This is a genomic window from Candidatus Aquicultor secundus, assembly GCF_002791875.1.
GTDB lineage: Bacteria > Actinomycetota > Aquicultoria > Aquicultorales > Aquicultoraceae > Aquicultor_A > Aquicultor_A secundus.
The window spans coordinates 16,884-36,414 of record NZ_PFNG01000092.1; the positions used below are offsets into that span (position 1 = coordinate 16,884).

The window sequence follows — 19,531 nt, forward strand, 5'->3', positions numbered from 1 at the left end:
ACATACCCGACGATCCAAATAACGGGGACCAATGGCAAGACATCGACTACCTGGATGACCGGGAAGCTTCTAAGTGCGGCCGGATTAAAGACCGGCTGCTATACCTCGCCGCATCTTCATACCTATAGAGAGCGCTTCAGTATCGACAGTGAGATGATTTCCGAGGATGATTTTGCCGCGACACTTACAGGCATTATGCCTGCGCTAGATAAAGTAAAAGAAGAGTACGGTGAGTTAACCGAATTTGAGATTCTAACCGCGATGGCGTTTTATTACTTTGCGGTAAGCCGGGTTGATGTTGCGGTGTTTGAGGTCGGCCTTGGCGGAAGGTGGGACGCGACGAGCGTCGTGCGCCCCAAAGTTGCTGCAATCACCGGCATCTCTTTGGACCATACCGATCGGTTGGGGAATACCGTAGAAGAGATCGCCTGGGATAAGGCCCATATAATAAAGGAAGGCGCCACGGCGGTCATCGGTGATGTCCCGGTGGGTGCGCTCAAAGTTATCGAGGAGCGCTGCGCCCTGGTCGGCGCCCCGATGAGGCTGTTTGAACGCGACTTTGGCCCGCGTGACGTATCTATCGTTAAGAATGAAGGCCCACGTTTTTCAATCAACGGGCTGCACGCATCCTACCGGAACATCCCGTTGCCGGTGTTTGGCGGCTACCAGGTCTTAAACTTTACGGTGGCGATTGAAATCCTCGAGGCATTCAAGGGCCAGAAAATCGAGGCTGGGGTGATCGATAACGCGGTCATGGGTCTCATATGCCCGGGGCGCTTCGAGCTTGTGGCGAAAGATCCTCTGGTAGTGCTCGATGGGGCGCATAACCCCGAGGGCATCGGCATGGTAGTGCACGGCCTCCCGCAGGCATTCGCCTATAAAAATCTAATCGTAATTTTATCGGTATCGAGCGATAAAGATATCGAACAAATGCTCTCTATCTTGATGAACGAGGCTTCTATCCTTGTGCTCTCGCAAAACAACAGCTATAGATCGGCAAGCGCAAGCCAATTAAACGATGTTGCCAGTCACATTGGAAACAGCTATATTATTGAACCAGACCTAGAAAAAGCTATCGATACGGCAATCGCCAAAGCATCGACGGAAGACCTTGTTTGCGTAACCGGTTCTTTGTACACGGTTGCCGATGCACGCGAGATATTATTAAGGCGCAAAGACCTAGCTTCTAAAGAATCCGCTGTCCGGATGTAAATCGATATGGTAATCGTCGCGGCAAAATTTGTAGTACTTTTTAGTGGTCATCGTCGTAGAATTGAGTAAAATAGAAATTAGCCATGGATAAAGCAGGGGGATAAGTGGATTTTTTTACTTCAATAGTTGAATTCTTTAGTTCACCGGTTTTCAAACTCATCATCAACCTTTTGTTGCTGTTTTCATTTGTGCTGTATCTAAGTCTCGCCAAATGGACCTATTCGGATGCAAAGAGAAGGGGAGCTATGGCATTTTACTGGACCATAGTGGCGCTTCTTTTCCCGCTTGCCGGCTGGCTCGTCTATCTTATCGTGCGCCCGGGCGAGTACCTGGATGATGTCCGCGAGCGCGAGCTTGAAACCAGGGCCAAAGAGGCCATGTTAAACAGCAGTGATGTGGTATGTCCCGCGTGTTATAAACCCGTCGACAAAGACTTCTTACTCTGCCCGTATTGTAGGCGCCGGCTTAAGAAATCGTGTCCATCATGCGGGCGTGCGCTTAATACGAATTGGGCGATTTGCCCCTACTGCCAGCAGATACTGTAACGTCCCTGTTACTTTGTCGGATAATTATCAAAAAATTTGGTAAATTTTCGGTATAGCGCTTGCAAGTCTCGCTTGCTCCTGATAAATTATACAAGGCGTATGCGTTGTAACAAAATTCACAAGCGTCGCAGCCGGTGGAGGTGCAAAATTGGAAAGAACATTCACAATGGTAAAACCGGATGGCGTAAGAAAATCACTTGCCGGTGAAATTATCAAACGGTACGAGAGTGCCGGTCTTAAACTTATAGCTTTAAAACTAGTGAGGCTTTCCCAAGAAAAAGCTGAGGAGCTTTATTCTATCCACAAAGGGAAGCCTTTTTATAATGAACTCGTAGACTTTATTATATCGGGTCCGGTCGTCCCAATGGTGCTGGAAGGGGAAAACGCGGTAAACCGCGTACGCGACATAATGGGGGCGACTAATCCAAAAGAAGCGGCCCCCGGGACGATAAGGGGGGACTTCGCCGAAGAGATATCGGAGAACATCGTCCACGGTGCCGACTCGGTCGAATCTGCTAATCGTGAGATCCCAGTTTTCTTCAGTGAAATCGAGCTTGTTGATTAGCTGGGATTTTTGTATATTAATAAGGCTTCGTGTAATTCGGAGCAAGATTGAGTAGAAGTTAAAGTCATGCCGACCATTATCCGATTAGGATGTGAACGGCAGGCATTTGATAGAATAAAACGGGCTATCGGGAGCGCCTAATTAACTCAATCCTAAGCAATGCAATAATGAATTGCTATATGGACGCGCAATAAAGGTCTGGTATATATCAGAGCCTAATTGCTCTTGCGTGCCGGCACTCCATCGAGCCCTATTTAAGACCAAGGGGACGGTATTAAATGGTAAGCGAGATAATTTACTTTTCAGTTTTCACGATCGTTGGTGTCGCTATCGTCGCAATTGCGATCGGATTGGCTAGGATACTCTCTACAAGAAAGCCGACCAAAGCAAAGCTAGAGACGTATGAGTGCGGCAACCTTAACGTAACCGGCGACCCCCGAATTCAGTTCAAAATCCATTATTATATCTTCGCTTTATTGCTAGTTCTTTTTGATGTGGAAATGATCTTTGTATTTCCATGGGCGGTTGTCTTTAAGGCTCTCGGTCTTTTTGCCTTCGTCGAGATGCTGGTCTTTATCGCCATACTTTTACTGGGCCTTTATTATGCCTGGCGCAAAGGAGTATTAAAGTGGACGTAGAGAAAGAACAACAAGATTACACCACCAAAGTAGGTCTATTAAGGGAGCAGATGCCCCCCACGAATATTCTGCTTACCAAGGCGGGTGATCTCATTAACTGGGGCCGCAAGAACTCCCTGTGGTGGATGGGATTTGGCCTTGCCTGTTGCGCCATCGATACCATCATGATAATCAATCAGGCTAAATATGATGCCGACAGGATGGGGGTCGTGTATCGAAATACCCCTCGACAGTCCGATCTCATGCTGGTTGCCGGGACCATCACGCAAAAAATGGCCCCGATGGTAAGGCAGTTATATGAGCAAATGGCAGAGCCGAAATATGTTCTCGCACTCGGTGCGTGTGCAATAAACGGCGGGCCTTTCTATTATGACAGCTACACGGTGGTAAAAGGCGCTGACAAGATTATTCCGGTTGACGTATATGTGCCCGGATGTCCGCCGCGACCTGAAGCAACGCTTTACGCTATAGAGATGCTGAGAAAGAAAATTATGGCAAGAGGAAAGATAGACTAATGAGCGATGAGAATATCATGAACCAGGGCAATAGCGAAGAAATCTCAGCGGGCATAAAAATCGTTGAAGAAAAAGGCATAGGCTATACGCTAACCGTTGAAAGGGAGGATCTCTTTAAGGCGGCTTCAGCGCTTAAAGAAGCCGGGTTCGATCTCTTCTTATTTGTCAGTGGTATTGATTATCCTGAGAGCATAAAGCTTACATACAGGGTTTATTCAAGCAAGAGACAGAATAAACTCGCGGTCATGCTAAAGACCGAGGTTCCAAAGAGCGATCCCACAGTTGATTCGCTTGTTCCGCTCTGGTCGGCCGCAAATTGGCACGAGCGCGAAACATATGATCTGTACGGTGTTATATTCAAGGGTCACCCCGATCTGCGTAGGATATTTTTGCCGCAGGACTGGGTCGGATATCCATTGCGCAAGGACTATAGCGATGACCACATGACAGTAATGGATGACGGCAAGAAAGATAAAGATAAGGCGGCCGCTAAAGACAAGCCCGCAGCCGCTGCACCGAAAGAAAGTGCCGAAAAGCAAGACGCGCCGGAGCAACCAAGCGATATTGCAGATGCAAACGAAGTAAGCACGAATGGGTCTGATAAAAATGAGTAAACTTGAAGAGATGAAAATATCTAACCACAACTTAAGCGAGTTAGAAAAAGACTTGGCGCTTAACGGTGAAGTAGAAAGCACCGAAGACATTGTAACGGAAGAGCTGGCTATTCATTTCGGGCCCCAACACCCGAGCGCACACGGTGTCTTCCATGCTATCTTCCACGTCAAAGGTGAAGTCGTTACAAAGATCGAGCCCGATATCGGCTATCTGCACAGGTGCTTTGAGAAGATAGCCGAAAATAGAACCTATACGCAGTTTATACCGTATACCGATCGCATGGATTATGTAGCGTCGATGACAAACAACTGGGCTTACTGTATGGCGGTTGAGAAGCTCGCCGGCATAGAGGTTCCGGAGAGGGCAGAGTATATAAGGGTTATAGTGGGTGAGCTGCAGCGTATTGCATCACACCTGGTATTTCTCTCAACCGCCGGTTCGGAAGCGGGTGCGCTCACGCCGTTCGTCTATTTCTTTGATGAGCGCGAAGGGATATTAACCCTTTACGAGAAGATATGCGGCGCGAGATTGACCTACAACTATATACGAATTGGTGGAGTAAGAGCCGATGCCCCCGAGGGATGGCTTGATGATACGCTTGCGTTTGTCACTAGGCTTAAGAAGAGAATGTATGATTACGACCGGCTGGTGCTCGGTAACTATATCTTTAAAAAGAGGTTCATCGGCGTTGCGCCGTTTTCGGCCGAGCAGGCCCTAGACTGGGGCCTTACCGGACCACCGTTGAGGTCGACAGGGGTTTCGTATGATGTAAGAAGATCAGACCCCTATTCCGTATATCCGCGGCTTGAGTTTGACGTAGTGGTCAAATATAAGGGCGATAACTACGACCGTGCATGTATTCGTTCTGATGAGATCAAGCAAAGCATACGGATTATCGAGCAGGCGATAGAACAAATCCCGGAGGGGCCGGTTAAGGCCGACGGTATTGCAAAGGTGTTCAAGCCGGCGGCGGGCGAGGGGTACGGTCACGTTGAATCTCCCAAAGGCGACCTCGGTTTCTATGTCGTAAGCGATGGCACGACAAAGCCGTATCGTGTGAAGATACAGGGCCCAAGCTTCGGCAATCTACAAGCACTGCCTGCCATGTCGGAAGGCACTTATATAGGTGACGTAGTCCTTACCCTCGGAACCCTCGATCCGGTATTTGGAGAGGTGGATCGTTAATGTTATCAAGTACTAAACTTCTCGAATTTGCAAGCAATTACGGTATACCGGTGTGGGCGCTCGACGGGGCTATTGCGATTGTGTTTGCAGTGGTACTCTTTGCCATTTGCGCTATAAGCGTCATCATTAACGTCTATTTGCTACGTAAAATATCGGCAGATTTCCAGTTGCGCTACGGACCGATGCACGTTGGGTGGCACGGGTCTCTGCAGTTGTTCGCTGATGCGATCAAGCTTTTAACTAAGGAAGATATCTTCCCGTCGAATGCCGACCGCTGGATATTTCGCCTGGCGCCTGTAGTAACGTTTGTACCTGCGTATCTTGGGTTTTTAGTTCTGCCGATAGGCCACGGCATTGTCATACAGGATTTAAATGTAGGTCTGCTCTATATACTGGCAATACCGGCGATCGGCGTAGCAGGCATTATTATGGCTGGGTTCGGATCATATAATAAGTATGCCATTATAGGCAGCCTTCGCTCAGCGGCGCAGATGGTGAGCTACGAGGTGCCAAGAGCGCTGTCAATCATCGGAATTGTTATGATCGCCGGGTCCGCGAAGCTCTCGTCGATCGTTGGTGCGCAGCACGTTTGGTATATAATTCTTCAGCCGATAGCGTTTGTGGTCTTCTTGGTCTCTACGCTCGCCGAGATTAACAGCACACCATTCGACCTTCCTGAAACTGAATCGGAATTGGTCAATGGCTATTATACCGAGTATAGCGGTATGCGCTTCATGTTTTTCTTCTTCGCCGAGTATGTAGCATTGTTTGCGGCGGCGACGCTTACCACGGTACTGTTCCTCGGCGGCTGGCATGGCCCGGGACCGGAGTACTTGGGGCCGATTTGGTTTACGATCAAGACATTTGCCATGATATGGGTCATTATGTGGATAAAATGGACGCTGCCACGGTTTCGTATCGACCAGGTAATGGACCTGGGCTGGAAGGTGCTCTTGCCTTTAGCCCTTATCAATGTCCTGATTACCGGACTAGTAATGATGATCATTTAGTAAGAAGGTAGATAACATGGCCGGAAGAATCTCGAATTTCATAGATGCCTGGAAGAGCATCGTCATAGGTCATAGCGTTACGGCGAAGAAATTACGTGAGCCTCGATCGACGTTTTTCTATCCGTATGAGCCGCCGAAGCTGGAGGAGCGTTATCGCGGTGCACCGATGTTGGTTCGTATCGCCGGTGAGACCGATGAGAAGGAAGGGGCCTGCACCGCGTGCGGGCTGTGTGCTAAGGCATGCCCGGTGAACTGTATTACGGTTGAGAGAAACAAGGATAAGGAAGCGCCGCTTAAGGCCGCAGTGTGGAATCTCGACCTTACGAGATGTATGATCTGCGGTCTCTGCGCAGAGACATGCCCGCAGGGCGCATTGAAGATGAGCCATGATTTCGAAAATGCGGTGTATGTTAAAGACAAGCTCATATATGATATGGAGCGCGTTCTAAGAAGGCCGGTAATGGTAAAAGCCGCGGAACCGGGTTCAGAGGAGTAGATACATGATCGAACAAGTTATATTTTTCGCCTTGGCCGCCGTAGCCATCATAAGCGCAATTGCGGTAGTGCTGAGCAGAAACCTGTTCCATGCCGTAATGATACTCGGGGGATTTCTGTTGACTATAGCCGGGTTCTATTTCCTGCTGAATGCCGATTTCGTCGGAATTATGCAGGTGTTTGTCTATGTTGGCGGCGTAATAGTCGTCATGCTGTTCGGTATCATGTTAACCCCTCATGAAGCCAACATAACTAACGCGGCGAAGTTACAGCAAAAACTTGGGACCTACATCGCGGTTGCAGCACTTATTGGGTTACTTGCAATGATTTTTATAAGAACAACGTTTATTACATCACCCGCTGAGCCCGTAAAGGACACCGTGTCCTTGGCAGGGAAGTTGTTCATGACGAACTACGTGCTGCCGTTTGAGGTTATATCCGTTCTCTTGCTGGCGGCGTTAGTCGGGGCGATAATTGTCGCCCGTAAGGAGGAGCACTAATGAACGTACCCCTCGAATGGTGGCTGATACTAAGCGCGGTTTTATTTGGAATCGGTTTAATCGGAGTTTTGCTGAGAAGAAACGCAGTAATGATATTGCTTTCGGTTGAGCTGATGTTAAACGCGTCCAACCTTAACCTGGTGGCCTTTTCAAGGTATATAACGCCGAATCTAGCATCAGGGCAGATGTTCGCCCTGTTTGTGATGGCGGTAGCGGCAGCCGAGGTGGCTGTTGGGTTGGCTATCATATTATCGATCTATCGAAATGTACGGTCGGTGGATCTGGACGACTTCAACATATTTAGGTGGTAGCGGGAGCAAAATGATGAATTACCTTTCGATTATTCTGTTGTTGCCGGTCTTAAGCTTTTTGGTGCTCGTAGTCTTCGGCAAGAAGTGGGGCGAGAAATCGGCCTACGTCTCGATCGGGGCTATGGTCGTATCTTTCGCGTTGTCGATCTATGCGCTCCTTTTCGTAATGGGCGGAGGACATACCGAAATTACGTTTACATGGGCCTCTATAGGGAGTTTTAAGTTAACCTTCGGTCTGTTACTGGATGCGCTCTCGGCAATGATGCTGGTGGTAGTAACTATCGTCAGCTTGCTGGTGCAGATCTTCTCGTTCGGCTATATGCACGGGGATAAGAGAATCGGCTGGTTCTATGCCTGCCTATCGATGTTTACGGCATCGATGTTACTGCTGGTGTACTCACCGAACTACGTGCAGATATATATGGCCTGGGAAGGCGTCGGCGTTTTCTCATACCTGTTGATCGGTTTTTGGTTTGAAAAAAGAAGCGCGTCGGACGCCGCAAAGAAAGCGTTTATGGTTACCAGATTCGGCGACCTGGGATTTGGGGTCGGCCTGGTGCTTCTCTATATTGTAGCGGGCACGCTCGATATGGATAAAGTATTTGCGATGCACCTGCCGGAGGCGACCGCAGCGCTGATTGCGATCCTGTTCTTCTGCGGAGCGGTCGGCAAATCTGCCCAGTTCCCGCTGCACGTGTGGTTGCCTGACGCCATGGAGGGCCCGACTCCGGTCAGTGCATTAATTCACTCAGCAACTATGGTTGCAGCCGGCGTATACCTGGTTGCCAGGTCGTACCCGCTCTTTGAGATGGGTCCGGTTTCGCTGGAAGTCGTGGCCATTATCGGTACGATAACGGCGTTTATGGCGGCCACGATCGCATTGACCGCAACCGATATAAAGAAAGTGCTGGCGTATTCGACCATCAGCCAGCTTGGTTATATGATGATGGGCCTCGGTGTAGGGGCCTATGCGGCAGGTGTGTTCCACCTTATGACGCATGCATTCTTTAAACCTCTTCTCTTTCTTGGTGCAGGTAGCGTAATTCACGCCGTTCACAGTCAGGAGATATTCGATATGGGCGGCCTGGGCAAAAAGATGAAGATAACGTCGATCACGTTCCTAATCGGTGGCCTTGCCCTGGCCGGAATTCCGCCGTTTGCGGGGTTCTGGAGCAAGGACGAGATTTTAGCCGGGGCATTTGCCAGTGGTCATATCACGATCTTTATCTTCGGTCTTTTGACCGTGCTGCTGACGGCATTTTATACCTTCAGGTTGATATTTATCGTCTTCTTCGGCAAGCCGCGAGGACATCATGGCGACCATGCCCACGAATCGCCGGCGGTAATGAGCATGCCGCTGATTATTCTCGGATTCTTTGCGCTGACAGCCGGTCTTATCGGCTCGCCGTTCGCGCAAAATGCATTCCAGGGTTTTATCGCCCACGGGCACGAGGCCGAAGCGCCGAACTATATGGTTATGGGTGCTTCCTGCATTATAGCGCTCATCGGTATCGGGTTCGCTTACATGAAATATATGACGAACGTGCTGCCGTCAAATGTTATCAGCAAGGACAACTTCTTCTATAAGTTGCTGGTAAACAAGTATTACATGGACGAGTTCTACTACTACGCGCTGATAGTGCCGACCCATGCGGTCGCACGTGCTGCGCTGGCGTTTGATCAGAAGGTTGTTGACGGCGCTGTAAATGGTGTGGCCTGGGTATCGATGCAGTTTGGAAAAGGGCTGCGGCATATTCAGACCGGTTATGTGCAGAACTATGCGCTTTACATGGTGATAGGGCTAGTGGTTTTACTGATATGGTCGATTAAGATTCTAGGCTTGTTCTAAGGGTGTGAAGAGATGAGTTACCCATTACTAACAATCACGATATTCTTACCGCTGCTCGGTGCGGTGCTCATGCAGCTGATACCGCGCGAGAAGGCCACTGCGGCGCGTTGGGCTGCGCTATCGATAACTATCCTCGATCTATTACTTGGCATATCGCTTGTAACAGGGTTCAAGGTCGGAGAGCAGGGAATGCAATTCGTCCAAAAATTTGCCTGGATTAAGACCGCAGGAATATCATATTATGTAGGTCTTGATGGGCTAAGTATGCCGCTCTATGCGCTGACATTGCTCCTTTCGATCGTTGCGATCCTTGCATCCTGGTCGATAAAGGAGAGGGTGAGAGAGCACTACAGCCTGCTATTACTCCTCGAGGTCGGAATGCTCGGGACGTTTGCGGCGCTTGATTTTGTCGTCTTCTACATATTCTGGGAACTCGTCCTTATCCCCATGTACTTTATCATCGGTGTCTGGGGCGGGGAGAACAGAAACTACGCGGCATTAAAGTTCTTTATCTATACATTCGCGGGAAGCGTGCTTATGCTGGTCGGTATTCTCGCTCTCTATTTGACGTCCGGCCTCGGCACGTTCGATATGGTGCAGATCATGCAGTCTGGATACCACGGCGCGCTAGCGACGTTTATCTTTGTAATGTTCTTTCTGGGATTTGCGGTAAAAGTTCCGATATTCCCGTTCCACACCTGGTTGCCTGATGCGCACGTTCAAGCGCCAACAGCGGGTTCGGTTTTGCTTGCAGGCGTCCTACTGAAGATGGGAACCTACGCCTTTATAAGAATAATCGCGCAGATCTTGCCTGGAGAATTCCAGAGGTTTGCGCCGTTCATTGCAGTACTCGCAATTATAAGTATTATATATGGCGCCCTTACGGCGCTTGCGCAAAAAGACCTGAAGAAGATGGTCGCGTACTCCAGCGTAAGCCACATGGGATATATCATGCTTGGTATAGTGGCGCTTACACCGGTCGCGCTTAACGGAGCGATTCTTCAGATGGTCAACCACGGGCTCATCACGGGATTGCTCTTCTTGATAGTCGGCTATATCTACGAACGAACGCACACAAGAGACATCTCAAAACTCGGCGGCCTTCAGGTTAAGATACCGATTCTTGGTGGAATGTTCGTCTTTGCCGCACTGGCGTCCCTTGGATTGCCGGGCTTAAGCGGTTTTGTTGGTGAGATTTTGATATTGTTTGGATCTTATGCACCGTATAAGATATATACGATACTCGCGATCGTCACGCTTGCACTCACCTCGTTTTACCTGATTCGAGCGAACCAGAACGCGATATTTGGGGCGGGGAAGACGGAGCACGAAGGTTACAAGGATGCAAACGGCAGGGAGCTTATAAGCGCCTTACCGTTGATAATTCTTATTGCGATAATAGGTGTTTACCCGAAGCCGTTCTTGCATTATATCGATCCTGCAGTAAATACCGTGTTACAGATGATAAGAGGTAGCTAAATGAACTTAACGATTAATTGGTCACAAGTTAATTGGTTGGCGTTAACGCCGGAGATGATTATCCTTGGTTTTTCGATTATCGTCCTGCTGGGCGAATTGTTCTTATCGAAGACCTCAAAGCATATGCTCGGGGCTGTGACACTCGTCGGTCTTGTCGCGTCGCTGGTTAGCCTGGGCTATATTTGGAACCTGCAGGCGACCGAGTTTAACGGCATGTTTTCCGTCGACCTTACCGCGAACGTACTTAAAGCGATACTGCTTGTGACGACGGCTCTCGTGGTGCTCGGCGTTCTAAAAGTCAATGTTTTAATGGGAGAAGGCGAGTTCTTCAGCCTGCTGCTGTTCTCTGTGCTCGGAACGATGTTTATGGCGTCATCGGCGGATCTCATTATGCTGTTCATAGCGCTTGAGTTAACAGTGCTACCATCTTATATCCTTACCGCGAGCAAAAAGACCAGGCAGTCGACCGAGGCTGCGTTGAAGTACTTCCTGCTTGGAATGATCTCCTCGGTAATTTTGCTCTACGGAATGACGTTGCTGTTCGGTCTTACCGGCGAGACAAACTTTGCGGCGATAGCCGGCAAGCTGGCCGGACACCCGATTCAGCCTGCGCTCGTTGCGTCGATGCTTATGATAGTCGTGGGTCTTGGTTTTAAGATCGCGGCTGTACCGTTTCATTTCTGGGCTCCGGACGTATATGAGGGCTCACCGATACCGGTTGCATCATACCTGGCCGCCGGACCAAAGGCGGGCGGTTTTGCGGCGATTATCCACCTGTTTCCACTGGCGTTTGGAGTTGTTGCACCGGCGTGGGCGGGGGTATTTGCGATACTCGCAGTAGCGAGTATGGTAGTCGGAAACCTTGTTGCGCTTTCGCAGACGCATGTTAGGAGACTTCTTGGTTATTCGGCCGTTGCGCATACCGGATACCTGCTAGTAGGTCTCGCGGTAGCCACTAAGCTGGGCTATGCATCTTTAATATTCTATTTCCTTGTCTACTCGCTGGCCGCACTCGGGGCGTTTCTCGTAGTGCTTGCGTTAGCCGAACGCGGGTTTGGCGAAAACTTAAAAGACTTTGCAGGGTTCAGCAGACGCGCACCGATGCTGGCCTTGGCAATGGCGATATTCATGTTCTCGCTAGTCGGCGTACCGCCGTTTGCAGGATTCATGGGTAAGCTGTACCTGTTTAGAGAGGCCGTCAGGTCGGATCTCATCTGGCTTGCAATCGTAGGTGTGCTCAACAGCGTTATATCGTTTGGCTATTATGTGACCGTCATACGGCAGATGTACCTTGTCTCGCCGTCCGAAGGAGAAGCGGTTGCGCGGATGCAAGTATCAAAACCGCTCTTTGCTTCGATAATGATAATTATGGCGGCAGTTATCGTCCTGGGAGTTTACCCGAACGCTTTTCTGTCTATAATTAAGCTATAATAGACGAAAACCGGGAGGGGTTACGATGGGCGAGGAACAATCCTTCGCGCTAATGATAAGACAGGCTCTCACCGAGTATGATTTCGAGCGCATTGACATAACACCCGAGAAGGCAACGGTTGTTCTGAAACGGGAGGTCTATGCGGAAGACAGCGAGAACGAAGTGCTCGAGTACGCCTTTCAAAACCCAACCCTTGTAAAAGTTATAGAAGAATTGAAATCGTATTTACCATCGCTGTAGAAATAATAGAGACGTATAGATCTATCCAGTTTACCGCCATTTTTCGAGGCAGACCACTTGGCTGGATATTTGAAGCCGAAGTCGTCGTTTATAAACGGTATTATAAACTTCTAAAAAACGCGTTTTCTTTTTACCCGATTTGGGGAAAAACAATTGTGGAGGATAGAAAAGCGGTAGTAATATAAAACATGTAATCGCTAATGTAGTAGCTAATTTTATAACTCATTTATAGTTTAGGGCTCAAGCATACAACACTACTTCCGATATATTACTTGTCAGGCAAGACGGGTTATTTAGAAGCTTTGGCGAGAGCTTCTAGGTCGTGGCAGACGGCTTGACTGACAGTAAAGCCCCGTATCTTACAGATCGGGGCCTTTCCTTATTTTTCTTCCTTTTTGTCTTCTTTGGGATTGGATGATTTTTTTAATTCGCGTATGCTCTGGCCGATCGCTTTTCCGATGCCGGGAAGCTTCTTTGGCCCAAAAATAACGAGTACGATAACCAGGATGATTACAAGCTCAGGCCATCCTAAGGAAGGTATGAACGCTGGAATTGATAGGCCATCCATAATAGGTGACACTGCGGATCACAATCCTTTCAAAACGCATCTTTACGTCACCCAAATCATAGCATTGATTGCACGGTAAAGCCACATTTACAGACCGTAGCGCGGCCAAGTAAACCCAATCGCAGAGCGCTTTTTACGATTATCCTTTCGCCCTGCGTATCCTAACACTCGGGCATGGGAAAAGCCGCTTTTTGTAAAGCGGCTTTATGCTTGTTGAGTGATTAATTATTCAATAACGGTGACGTTGGATGCACGGGCACCCTTTGCCTCCATCTCGATGTCAAACTCAACTGCAGTGCCCTCGTCAAGGGTTTTAAAACCGTCTCCGAGGATTGCCGAGTGGTGTACAAAGACATCCGGGCCGCCATCCTCCTGGCTGATAAACCCAAAGCCTTTTTTATTATCGAACCACTTTACAGTACCTTTTGCCAAATATTCCACCTCCTAGCGCCTTTTAATAGTGAAGCTTGAAGACGCTAGGCTTATGCGAAACTTAACAAAGAGTTTGCGACACCGACAAAAAAATAAGAGCCCGCCAAACAACGAGCACTCCTTTGCGAATTCACGTCTTAGCTTACTATGATTTTACACTTTTTCGGGGATTTTGTAAAAGCTAACCTGCTGGGCAATCAAGTACTTGGCTAGGGGGCAATATCACGACGTCTGAAAACCAGGATGGAGCCCAGATAAAAGACAATGGCGGTGCCGGCATAAACCAACAGGCTTTTTGCAGGGATGTTGCCGGTGGAAAGCAGTTTTGCCGAGTCGTAATAATGAAACAGCGATATCCTCTCCAGCTTTTTTATCCAGTCCCAGTTGGCAAGACCGGCGACCACGGTGATAAAATACATACTGACCAACAAGCCGGATGTCGTAAGCGCGGCGCGCCCGCGCTCCCCTAAAAGAACAGAGAAGAACAGGGAAATTGCGCCGATTGCAAGGAAAAACAGCGTGCCGATCACGATGAGTGCAACAATCCCGTCGACCTTAGGTTTTAAACCCACCACAAGCCCGAAGACGTAGGTCGCCAATACCGTCAGCACCACCATGCCGATGGTGGATATAAAAAGGTTAAGACTTTTTGTGACGAGAGCGGAGGTTCTGGTTATCGGTTGGCTGAGAAGTATCTCGATAGTGCCGCTCTCTAGCTCTTTGCCCAAAGCGGCGGCTCCGTACCCGATGACGAAAGCGCCGATGATGACGAACCACATAAGGCTAAAGAACTCGAGCGACAAAAAGCCCTCAACGGTTGTAAAACTTACAGCCGAGCCGCCACCGAAGATTTCTATAAAACCTTTGGGGTAGCTCTTTAATAGTTCCTGTATCTCTGCCGAGCGCTGTTGCACGGTAGGGTAGATGGATATGAGAAGGTAGACGTAGAAAAGGAGCCCGACCATATATGAAGGCCAGCTTACACGGATCTCTTTTAGCGATTTTTTAAACAGATTAACGTTCAACCGTGCCACCCTTCCCGTAAAACTCCAGAAATACCTCTTCAAGGCTTGCGTGGCTTGATGCGAGGTCTTTAACGTTATACTGCGCGAGCTTCTTGATAAGGGGATCGATCTCTCCCTTAACCGTGATGCGCAGGTGATCGTTGATTCTTTCGATCGCGGTAACGCCCGGTACGCGAAAGTCTTCCTGATTGACAGACCCCTCGAACGAAACATCGACGTAGCGCACGTGCTTGGCCTCAAGATCGGAGATGCGCTCGACCGACACGAGATGACCTTCCTTGATGATGCCGACACGATCGCAGACCCGCTCGATTTCGGGCAATATATGCGACGAGATAAAGACGGTTCTGCCGCGTGACCGAAACTCTTCCATAACGGCATAAAATTGCTGTTGCATCAGGGGGTCGAGGCCCGATGTCGGCTCATCCAACAGCAGCAGTTGGGGATCGTGCATCAGCGCCTGCACTATCCCAAGTTTTTGGCGATTGCCTTTAGAATAATCTTTTATCCTCTTGTTTGGGTTAAGGTCAAAACGCTCTATAAGCTCTTCTTTTAGAACCGGTGGTTTGCGTGGGCGAAAGCGCGCGATAAAGTTAAGGAACTCGGCCCCGCTCATTTTATCGTAGAGGCGGATATCGCCAGGTAGGTTCCCAAGCTCTTCTTTAATGATAGCCGAGTGCCGCCACGCGTCTTTGCCGAGGACGGAGGCGGTGCCTTTTGTGGGGCGCAGGAGCGCCGTCAACACGCGGATGGTCGTAGTTTTTCCCGCGCCGTTAGGACCGAGAAAGCCGAACACCTCACCTTGCTCGACCGTAAGATGCAGGTCTTCGATGCCGCGTGTCTTGCCGTAATATTTTGTTAACGAGACCGTGTTGATTACTGCCATTGTTATCTATATTTATCCATCGCAGTAGATATTCCTGCAAGAGAGAAGCTCTTTTTTATTTTATCAACCTGCGCTTCATCAACGCGATCGGCATGAGAAAGAAAACGAGCGATATTATGATAACCAGTGTAGCGCTTATCGTGACATCCGAGTTTGTTCTCCCTACGACAAGGTTTCTGCAGACGACCACGATGTGGTAAAGCGGTGTGAAAAACGCCAGTTTTTGCGCCCAGGAGGGAAGGGCGTTGATCGGAAAGAAGATTCCAGAGAAAAGAAACAACGGATCACGTCCTCGATGCTTAAAGGCGTCGCAAACACCGCATCGTACGTATTCTTGTTGTAGAAAAGGTGTAGAAATTAGTATGCAAGCGTAAACCATGAATGCTAAAATACTAGTATCGTATGAGCGGTTTATGGTTGCTTGTTGCCTGCAAGTGCAGCGCCCCTAACGCATGTGGCGGCGGTAACCAATGAAATAGGAGGGGCATATGAATATCTTTTTGCGCAGTGACGTAAAAACGAAGTACCGGCGACCTGCAGTTTTCCTCCTCGAATGTATCCTCATTATTGCTTTGTCGTTACCTGGGATAGCGTTCGGGGCGCCGGTGCCGGACTGGGGGGACAACGGGGTACTGATCGCACAAAACGTGCCGGAATCAGGGGAGATGACGCAAATCATCCCTGACGAAAAGGGCAACGTGTTTGTAACCTGGTTTGACCGAACGAACACACAGACCAAACTCTACGTGCAAAAGCTTGGCAGTGACGGTACGTTGCTCTGGAGCCAGCCGGTTTTAGCGATGGATGTAAAGAACGGCGCGTTCGGGATGACCCCCGCGGTGGAATCCGACGGCGGCTTGATCGCCGTCTGGACGGACAACCGCAACAAGAGAAAACCCGATGTCTTTGCCCAGAAGATAGACGGTAACGGCAACAAGCTCTGGGGCGATACCGGAAAGCCGGTCTATGTGGGTCCGGGCATGCAGGATATCAGGGCTTTGGTGAGCGATGATGTGGGCGGCGCTATTATTGTGTGGCGTGACGATGAGCGACCGGGTCTCTATATGCAAAGGGTAGACGGTACCTGCAATCCCCAATGGCAGGCCGACGGTGTGTCGCTCAACGATTTTTGCGGTATCCAGGTCGATGACAACCAACCGTACTATGGCGGTGACATGATGGGGGATTGGATCAACGTCCAGTCCGATGGCCTTGGAGGTTTCTATCTAAACTGGTCGGATATAAAGCCCAATTATATGACGGAGCCGATGTCGACGGGTCCCAGCCAGGCTAAGCAGGACGGACATTCATTTCTACTGCGTGTAAACCGCAATTGCGAGAAAGCCTGGCCGGTGGTGACGGTGGGCATAAAGGGCGTGCCCGCCGATATGATGATGGGTAATCAGTTGATGGTAACCGGTGACAACTCGGCGATTATCGCCTGGTCGCAGCCTAATGGGGACCCGTACATCGTGAAGACGATGGAGGGCGATGGCTACAGCGCATATCCAAATCCGGATGCTAATCTCTTTGCCGTGAAGGTAACCCCTGATGGCAAGCTTGCCTGGGATACAAGTAAGCCTTTGATAACTATGAGCGGCGAGAGCAACCCGCAGATGTACTTTCAGGGAGCGCCGAACGTGACAAAAGAAGGTCTTCTTTATTCGTTGCCGACGACCAGGATGAAGAAGCAGGATGTCCGGGAACCCGGCCCGGACGGCAAGATGCGCACGGTCAAAGTAGATATGCCGGTCGTCATATCTACGGAGTTTGTCAATATCGACGGAACCGGGAAGACGACATGGAAAAAGATGGTTCAGGGCGGCAATAGTTACCCTAGTATTATCGCTGATCTTAAGACCGGTGATTTCTTTCTTATGATGACCGAATACCTTGGCGATAACCCGATACCCATGTATCCAGAGCAGGGGTTGTATCAAATGAAGCTGCAAAAGTTTGATGTCACCGGTACAGCTCTCTGGCAGGAGGGTGGAGTTAATGTAGCCGGCGTAATCGGGATACTCGGCGGGAACCTTATTCCGGACGGAGCGGGAGGTTTCTATACCGCCTGGCGCAAGCCCAAGCCCGTTGAATCCGATTCGGCCGCAGCAACGTCCGAGGTGGTTAAGGAGGTCTACTACGGTCCTGTCCAACCTGGGCAGATGCCTAAATCGGATATCTACGTGCAGCACTTCTTAGATGATGGGAAACTAGCGAACACCTGGACCGATATGTCGGCTCAGGACTGGTCGTTCGATTATGTCGAGGGCCTGGCCGGGGTTAGGGCAATCGGCGGTTACGCTGATGGCAGCTTTAAGCCCTCTGAGGATGTTACGAGGGCGGAGTTCGCAAAGATGGCGGTCGTGGCCCTGGGTATTTTCGATGACACATCGACCGCTGCGGCAAGCCTAAAGGGAACGGATGCAGAACACCACTGGGCGGCCCAGTATATTGCAAAAGCGGTTGGGGCCGGTCTTTTGAAAGGATATCCGGGCGGCGGGCTCAGGCCGGATGCCAAGATCACCCGGGCGGAGGCCTCCACGATGGTCTCCAGGGCCAAGAATTTACCAGCGGATGCCGCGCCCCAGGGGTTCTCCGACGTTTCGGCCAAGCACTGGGCGTTTGCGAGCATCGGTGTGATGAAGACACTCGGCGTCGTCAGCGGCTACGGTGACGGCACATTCAGGCCGTCCGGCAACGCCACGAGAGCGGAGGCCGCCAAGATGATCTACAAAGCGCTAAAGATAACCGGCACAGAGTAGGGGATAGCCAAAAGAAGAAAGACCCGAGCGCAGAAGCCCGGGTCTTTCTCGTGGTGGTGCTATTGGCGGTACCTATCAAATTACTTCTTGGTACATTTGCAGCCTGGTTTCTTAGGGCATTTTGTAAAATGGACAATCGTGTTGCATGTGCCGCTTGCTGTTACAGTCGCGTTTACGGTGCTGACGAGTTTATAGCCCTTCAGCCATGCGCAAAGTGTGTAGGTGCCCGGTTTAATGTTCTTAAACTTAAAGTACCCTTTCTTGTTGGATTGCGCTGCGCGCACTACTTTTTTGCAGTCGTTGGTAAGCAGGCGAAGGTGGGCCTTGGCGAGTGTCGGGTAAACAGTTGTGGTAGTAGTTGTCGTATCAACGACTACGTAACCGGCGATACTTCCAGATTCTAGCTTAACCGGTTTCGGACATTTATTGTCCTTATCATCTTTGTCTTTATCCTTGTCTTCTTTGTTGCACTGGCACTGGCCATCACACGTTTGTGTTGCGTTACATGTGCAATGATCGGCTATCTGGTGCGTCTGCCGGTTCTCACATTTGTTTGCAGGCTTATCACCTTGCGGCTTAGCCATTGCAATACTGCCGATTGTCAGGATCAGAATAACTGCCATGACGACGGCGAGAATTGGGCGGTATGTTCTCATAGTTCTCCTCCTTTTCATGGTATGGAATGCGGAATTGGATTTCCTTCACGCTCGTGTTTAGAGCGACTGCCACAGTAGATATAACGTTGATGAGGGCGTTTTGGTTACGGGTCGAAATAATATTTATTAAGGATTTTATTAACGTAGTTTGCCAGAGCTGTACGCGGTATCTACTTGCTTGGTTTTGTCACTATGGGCTACTATGGGTTGGAGGATACACGGCAGAGCTAAAGCATTCAATACACATCCTTTTGAAGCAGAGTATGAATATCTCAAGGTCGACTCGACCGCCAAGAAGAAAACAGCCAGAACAAGCAGCAGAGCATGTAGCAGGATACTTCAAGCGAAGAGCCGCAAGTGAATGATCAAGCACAAGAGGTTCCAGCCGGGGCGAAGGCCGGTGAGGTAAAGAAACTCTGTCGCTCGCGGATAAATAAGGTGATCGGCGGTGTCGCGGGAGGGCTGGGTGAATATTTTGACGTCGATCCGACACTCATCCGGCTCGTCTGGGTGGTGTTCATCTTTACCCCGTTTGCGCCCGCCGCCGTTATCGCCTACATCGTAATGGCCATCGTCGTTCCGGAGGCACCCGAGAAGGTTGCCGGCTCATA

The 19,531-nt window shown here is 49.8% G+C and carries 23 protein-coding genes; 17 read left to right on the forward strand and 6 right to left on the reverse strand.

Annotation, left to right across the window (positions count from 1 at the left end; translation table 11 throughout):
- The 15 genes from COY37_RS03910 to COY37_RS03980 all read left to right on the forward strand — a co-directional run.
- The coding region (locus tag COY37_RS03910) for a bifunctional folylpolyglutamate synthase/dihydrofolate synthase (RefSeq protein WP_286976239.1) at nt 1-1,212 on the forward strand (1,212 nt) is incomplete at its 5' end.
- 104 nt (nt 1,213-1,316) lie between these two features.
- Entirely contained in the window at nt 1,317-1,757 is a 441-nt protein-coding gene (locus COY37_RS03915) for a zinc ribbon domain-containing protein (RefSeq protein ID WP_286976242.1), read from the forward strand.
- A gap of 148 nt (nt 1,758-1,905) precedes the next feature.
- Nucleotides 1,906-2,322: a nucleoside-diphosphate kinase gene (ndk, locus tag COY37_RS03920; protein WP_286679202.1), complete on the forward strand. Its 417-nt coding sequence runs from the start codon at nt 1,906-1,908 to the stop codon at nt 2,320-2,322.
- Nucleotides 2,323-2,600: 278 nt separating this feature from the next.
- Nucleotides 2,601-2,960: an NADH-quinone oxidoreductase subunit A gene (locus COY37_RS03925; RefSeq protein ID WP_286679203.1), complete on the forward strand. Its 360-nt coding sequence runs from the start codon at nt 2,601-2,603 to the stop codon at nt 2,958-2,960.
- Between the two features lie 50 nt (nt 2,961-3,010).
- A complete protein-coding gene (locus COY37_RS03930) occupies nt 3,011-3,475 on the forward strand; it encodes an NADH-quinone oxidoreductase subunit B (RefSeq protein ID WP_353682474.1) in 465 nt (154 codons plus the stop codon).
- Nucleotides 3,475-4,089: an NADH-quinone oxidoreductase subunit C gene (locus COY37_RS03935; protein ID WP_286679205.1), complete on the forward strand. Its 615-nt coding sequence runs from the start codon at nt 3,475-3,477 to the stop codon at nt 4,087-4,089. Before COY37_RS03930 ends, COY37_RS03935 begins: the two co-directional genes overlap by 1 nt.
- A complete protein-coding gene (locus COY37_RS03940; protein WP_286679206.1) occupies nt 4,082-5,275 on the forward strand; it encodes an NADH-quinone oxidoreductase subunit D in 1,194 nt (397 codons plus the stop codon). The genes COY37_RS03935 and COY37_RS03940 overlap by 8 nt, the downstream gene beginning before the upstream one ends.
- On the forward strand, nt 5,275-6,285 hold the full coding sequence (gene nuoH, locus COY37_RS03945; protein ID WP_286679207.1) for an NADH-quinone oxidoreductase subunit NuoH: 1,011 nt from the start codon (nt 5,275-5,277) through the stop codon (nt 6,283-6,285). The genes COY37_RS03940 and nuoH overlap by 1 nt, the downstream gene beginning before the upstream one ends.
- 16 nt (nt 6,286-6,301) lie before the next feature.
- Nucleotides 6,302-6,781 carry a 4Fe-4S binding protein gene (locus tag COY37_RS03950; RefSeq protein WP_286679208.1) on the forward strand — a complete coding sequence of 160 codons (480 nt, stop codon included), beginning with the start codon at nt 6,302-6,304 and terminating at the stop codon, nt 6,779-6,781.
- 4 nt (nt 6,782-6,785) lie between these two features.
- Entirely contained in the window at nt 6,786-7,280 is a 495-nt protein-coding gene (locus COY37_RS03955) for an NADH-quinone oxidoreductase subunit J family protein (RefSeq protein WP_286679209.1), read from the forward strand.
- Complete coding sequence (gene nuoK / locus COY37_RS03960; RefSeq protein ID WP_286679210.1) at nt 7,280-7,591, forward strand: NADH-quinone oxidoreductase subunit NuoK; 312 nt, start codon at nt 7,280-7,282, stop codon at nt 7,589-7,591. The genes COY37_RS03955 and nuoK overlap by 1 nt, the downstream gene beginning before the upstream one ends.
- Before the next feature lie 10 nt (nt 7,592-7,601).
- Nucleotides 7,602-9,440, forward strand: a complete 1,839-nt coding sequence (nuoL, locus tag COY37_RS03965; protein WP_286679211.1) for an NADH-quinone oxidoreductase subunit L — start codon at nt 7,602-7,604, stop codon at nt 9,438-9,440.
- A 12-nt stretch (nt 9,441-9,452) separates the two neighbouring features.
- Entirely contained in the window at nt 9,453-10,919 is a 1,467-nt protein-coding gene (locus COY37_RS03970; RefSeq protein ID WP_286679212.1) for a complex I subunit 4 family protein, read from the forward strand.
- Nucleotides 10,920-12,350, forward strand: a complete 1,431-nt coding sequence (locus tag COY37_RS03975; protein WP_286679213.1) for an NADH-quinone oxidoreductase subunit N — start codon at nt 10,920-10,922, stop codon at nt 12,348-12,350. It begins immediately after the preceding gene.
- A 25-nt stretch (nt 12,351-12,375) separates the two neighbouring features.
- On the forward strand, nt 12,376-12,591 hold the full coding sequence (locus COY37_RS03980; protein ID WP_286679214.1) for a hypothetical protein: 216 nt from the start codon (nt 12,376-12,378) through the stop codon (nt 12,589-12,591).
- A 379-nt stretch (nt 12,592-12,970) separates the two neighbouring features.
- Here COY37_RS03980 and tatA read toward each other — a convergent pair whose 3' ends face one another.
- The 5 genes from tatA to COY37_RS04005 form a co-directional block, all read right to left on the reverse strand.
- Nucleotides 12,971-13,171 (reverse strand): twin-arginine translocase TatA/TatE family subunit, encoded by a 201-nt coding sequence (tatA, locus tag COY37_RS03985; RefSeq protein ID WP_286976250.1) that lies wholly within the window; start codon nt 13,169-13,171, stop codon nt 12,971-12,973.
- A gap of 213 nt (nt 13,172-13,384) precedes the next feature.
- Entirely contained in the window at nt 13,385-13,591 is a 207-nt protein-coding gene (locus COY37_RS03990) for a cold-shock protein (protein WP_286679216.1), read from the reverse strand.
- Nucleotides 13,592-13,800: 209 nt separating this feature from the next.
- Entirely contained in the window at nt 13,801-14,616 is an 816-nt protein-coding gene (locus tag COY37_RS03995) for a DUF2705 family protein (RefSeq protein WP_286679217.1), read from the reverse strand.
- Complete coding sequence (locus COY37_RS04000) at nt 14,606-15,502, reverse strand: ABC transporter ATP-binding protein (RefSeq protein ID WP_286679218.1); 897 nt, start codon at nt 15,500-15,502, stop codon at nt 14,606-14,608. The genes COY37_RS03995 and COY37_RS04000 overlap by 11 nt, the downstream gene beginning before the upstream one ends.
- Nucleotides 15,503-15,557: 55 nt before the next feature.
- Entirely contained in the window at nt 15,558-15,782 is a 225-nt protein-coding gene (locus COY37_RS04005) for an ABC transporter permease (protein WP_286679219.1), read from the reverse strand.
- A gap of 208 nt (nt 15,783-15,990) precedes the next feature.
- On the opposite strand from COY37_RS04005, the gene COY37_RS04010 reads away from it, so the two are divergent.
- Complete coding sequence (locus COY37_RS04010; protein ID WP_286679220.1) at nt 15,991-18,264, forward strand: S-layer homology domain-containing protein; 2,274 nt, start codon at nt 15,991-15,993, stop codon at nt 18,262-18,264.
- A gap of 80 nt (nt 18,265-18,344) precedes the next feature.
- On the opposite strand, the gene COY37_RS04015 is transcribed toward COY37_RS04010, so the two are convergent.
- A complete protein-coding gene (locus tag COY37_RS04015; RefSeq protein WP_286679221.1) occupies nt 18,345-18,920 on the reverse strand; it encodes a carboxypeptidase-like regulatory domain-containing protein in 576 nt (191 codons plus the stop codon).
- A gap of 357 nt (nt 18,921-19,277) precedes the next feature.
- On the opposite strand from COY37_RS04015, the gene COY37_RS04020 reads away from it, so the two are divergent.
- A partial coding sequence (locus tag COY37_RS04020) for a PspC domain-containing protein (protein WP_286679222.1) occupies nt 19,278-19,531 on the forward strand: 254 nt, incomplete at its 3' end.

Excerpts from the sequence above, each read along its gene's own strand:
- COY37_RS03925 (WP_286679203.1), top strand. The coding sequence starts at position 2,601 with ATGGTAAGCGAGATAATTTACTTTTCAGTTTTCACGATCGTTGGTGTC.
- COY37_RS03930 (WP_353682474.1), top strand. The coding sequence starts at position 3,011 with ATGCCCCCCACGAATATTCTGCTTACCAAGGCGGGTGATCTCATTAAC.
- COY37_RS03935 (WP_286679205.1), top strand. The coding sequence starts at position 3,475 with ATGAGCGATGAGAATATCATGAACCAGGGCAATAGCGAAGAAATCTCA.
- COY37_RS03940 (WP_286679206.1), top strand. The coding sequence starts at position 4,082 with ATGAGTAAACTTGAAGAGATGAAAATATCTAACCACAACTTAAGCGAG.
- nuoH (WP_286679207.1), top strand. The coding sequence starts at position 5,275 with ATGTTATCAAGTACTAAACTTCTCGAATTTGCAAGCAATTACGGTATA.
- COY37_RS03950 (WP_286679208.1), top strand. The coding sequence starts at position 6,302 with ATGGCCGGAAGAATCTCGAATTTCATAGATGCCTGGAAGAGCATCGTC.
- COY37_RS03955 (WP_286679209.1), top strand. The coding sequence starts at position 6,786 with ATGATCGAACAAGTTATATTTTTCGCCTTGGCCGCCGTAGCCATCATA.
- nuoK (WP_286679210.1), top strand. The coding sequence starts at position 7,280 with ATGAACGTACCCCTCGAATGGTGGCTGATACTAAGCGCGGTTTTATTT.
- nuoL (WP_286679211.1), top strand. The coding sequence starts at position 7,602 with ATGATGAATTACCTTTCGATTATTCTGTTGTTGCCGGTCTTAAGCTTT.
- COY37_RS03970 (WP_286679212.1), top strand. The coding sequence starts at position 9,453 with ATGAGTTACCCATTACTAACAATCACGATATTCTTACCGCTGCTCGGT.
- COY37_RS03975 (WP_286679213.1), top strand. The coding sequence starts at position 10,920 with ATGAACTTAACGATTAATTGGTCACAAGTTAATTGGTTGGCGTTAACG.
- COY37_RS03980 (WP_286679214.1), top strand. The coding sequence starts at position 12,376 with ATGGGCGAGGAACAATCCTTCGCGCTAATGATAAGACAGGCTCTCACC.
- COY37_RS04000 (WP_286679218.1), bottom strand. The coding sequence starts at position 15,502 with ATGGCAGTAATCAACACGGTCTCGTTAACAAAATATTACGGCAAGACA.
- COY37_RS04010 (WP_286679220.1), top strand. The coding sequence starts at position 15,991 with ATGAATATCTTTTTGCGCAGTGACGTAAAAACGAAGTACCGGCGACCT.
- COY37_RS04015 (WP_286679221.1), bottom strand. The coding sequence starts at position 18,920 with ATGAGAACATACCGCCCAATTCTCGCCGTCGTCATGGCAGTTATTCTG.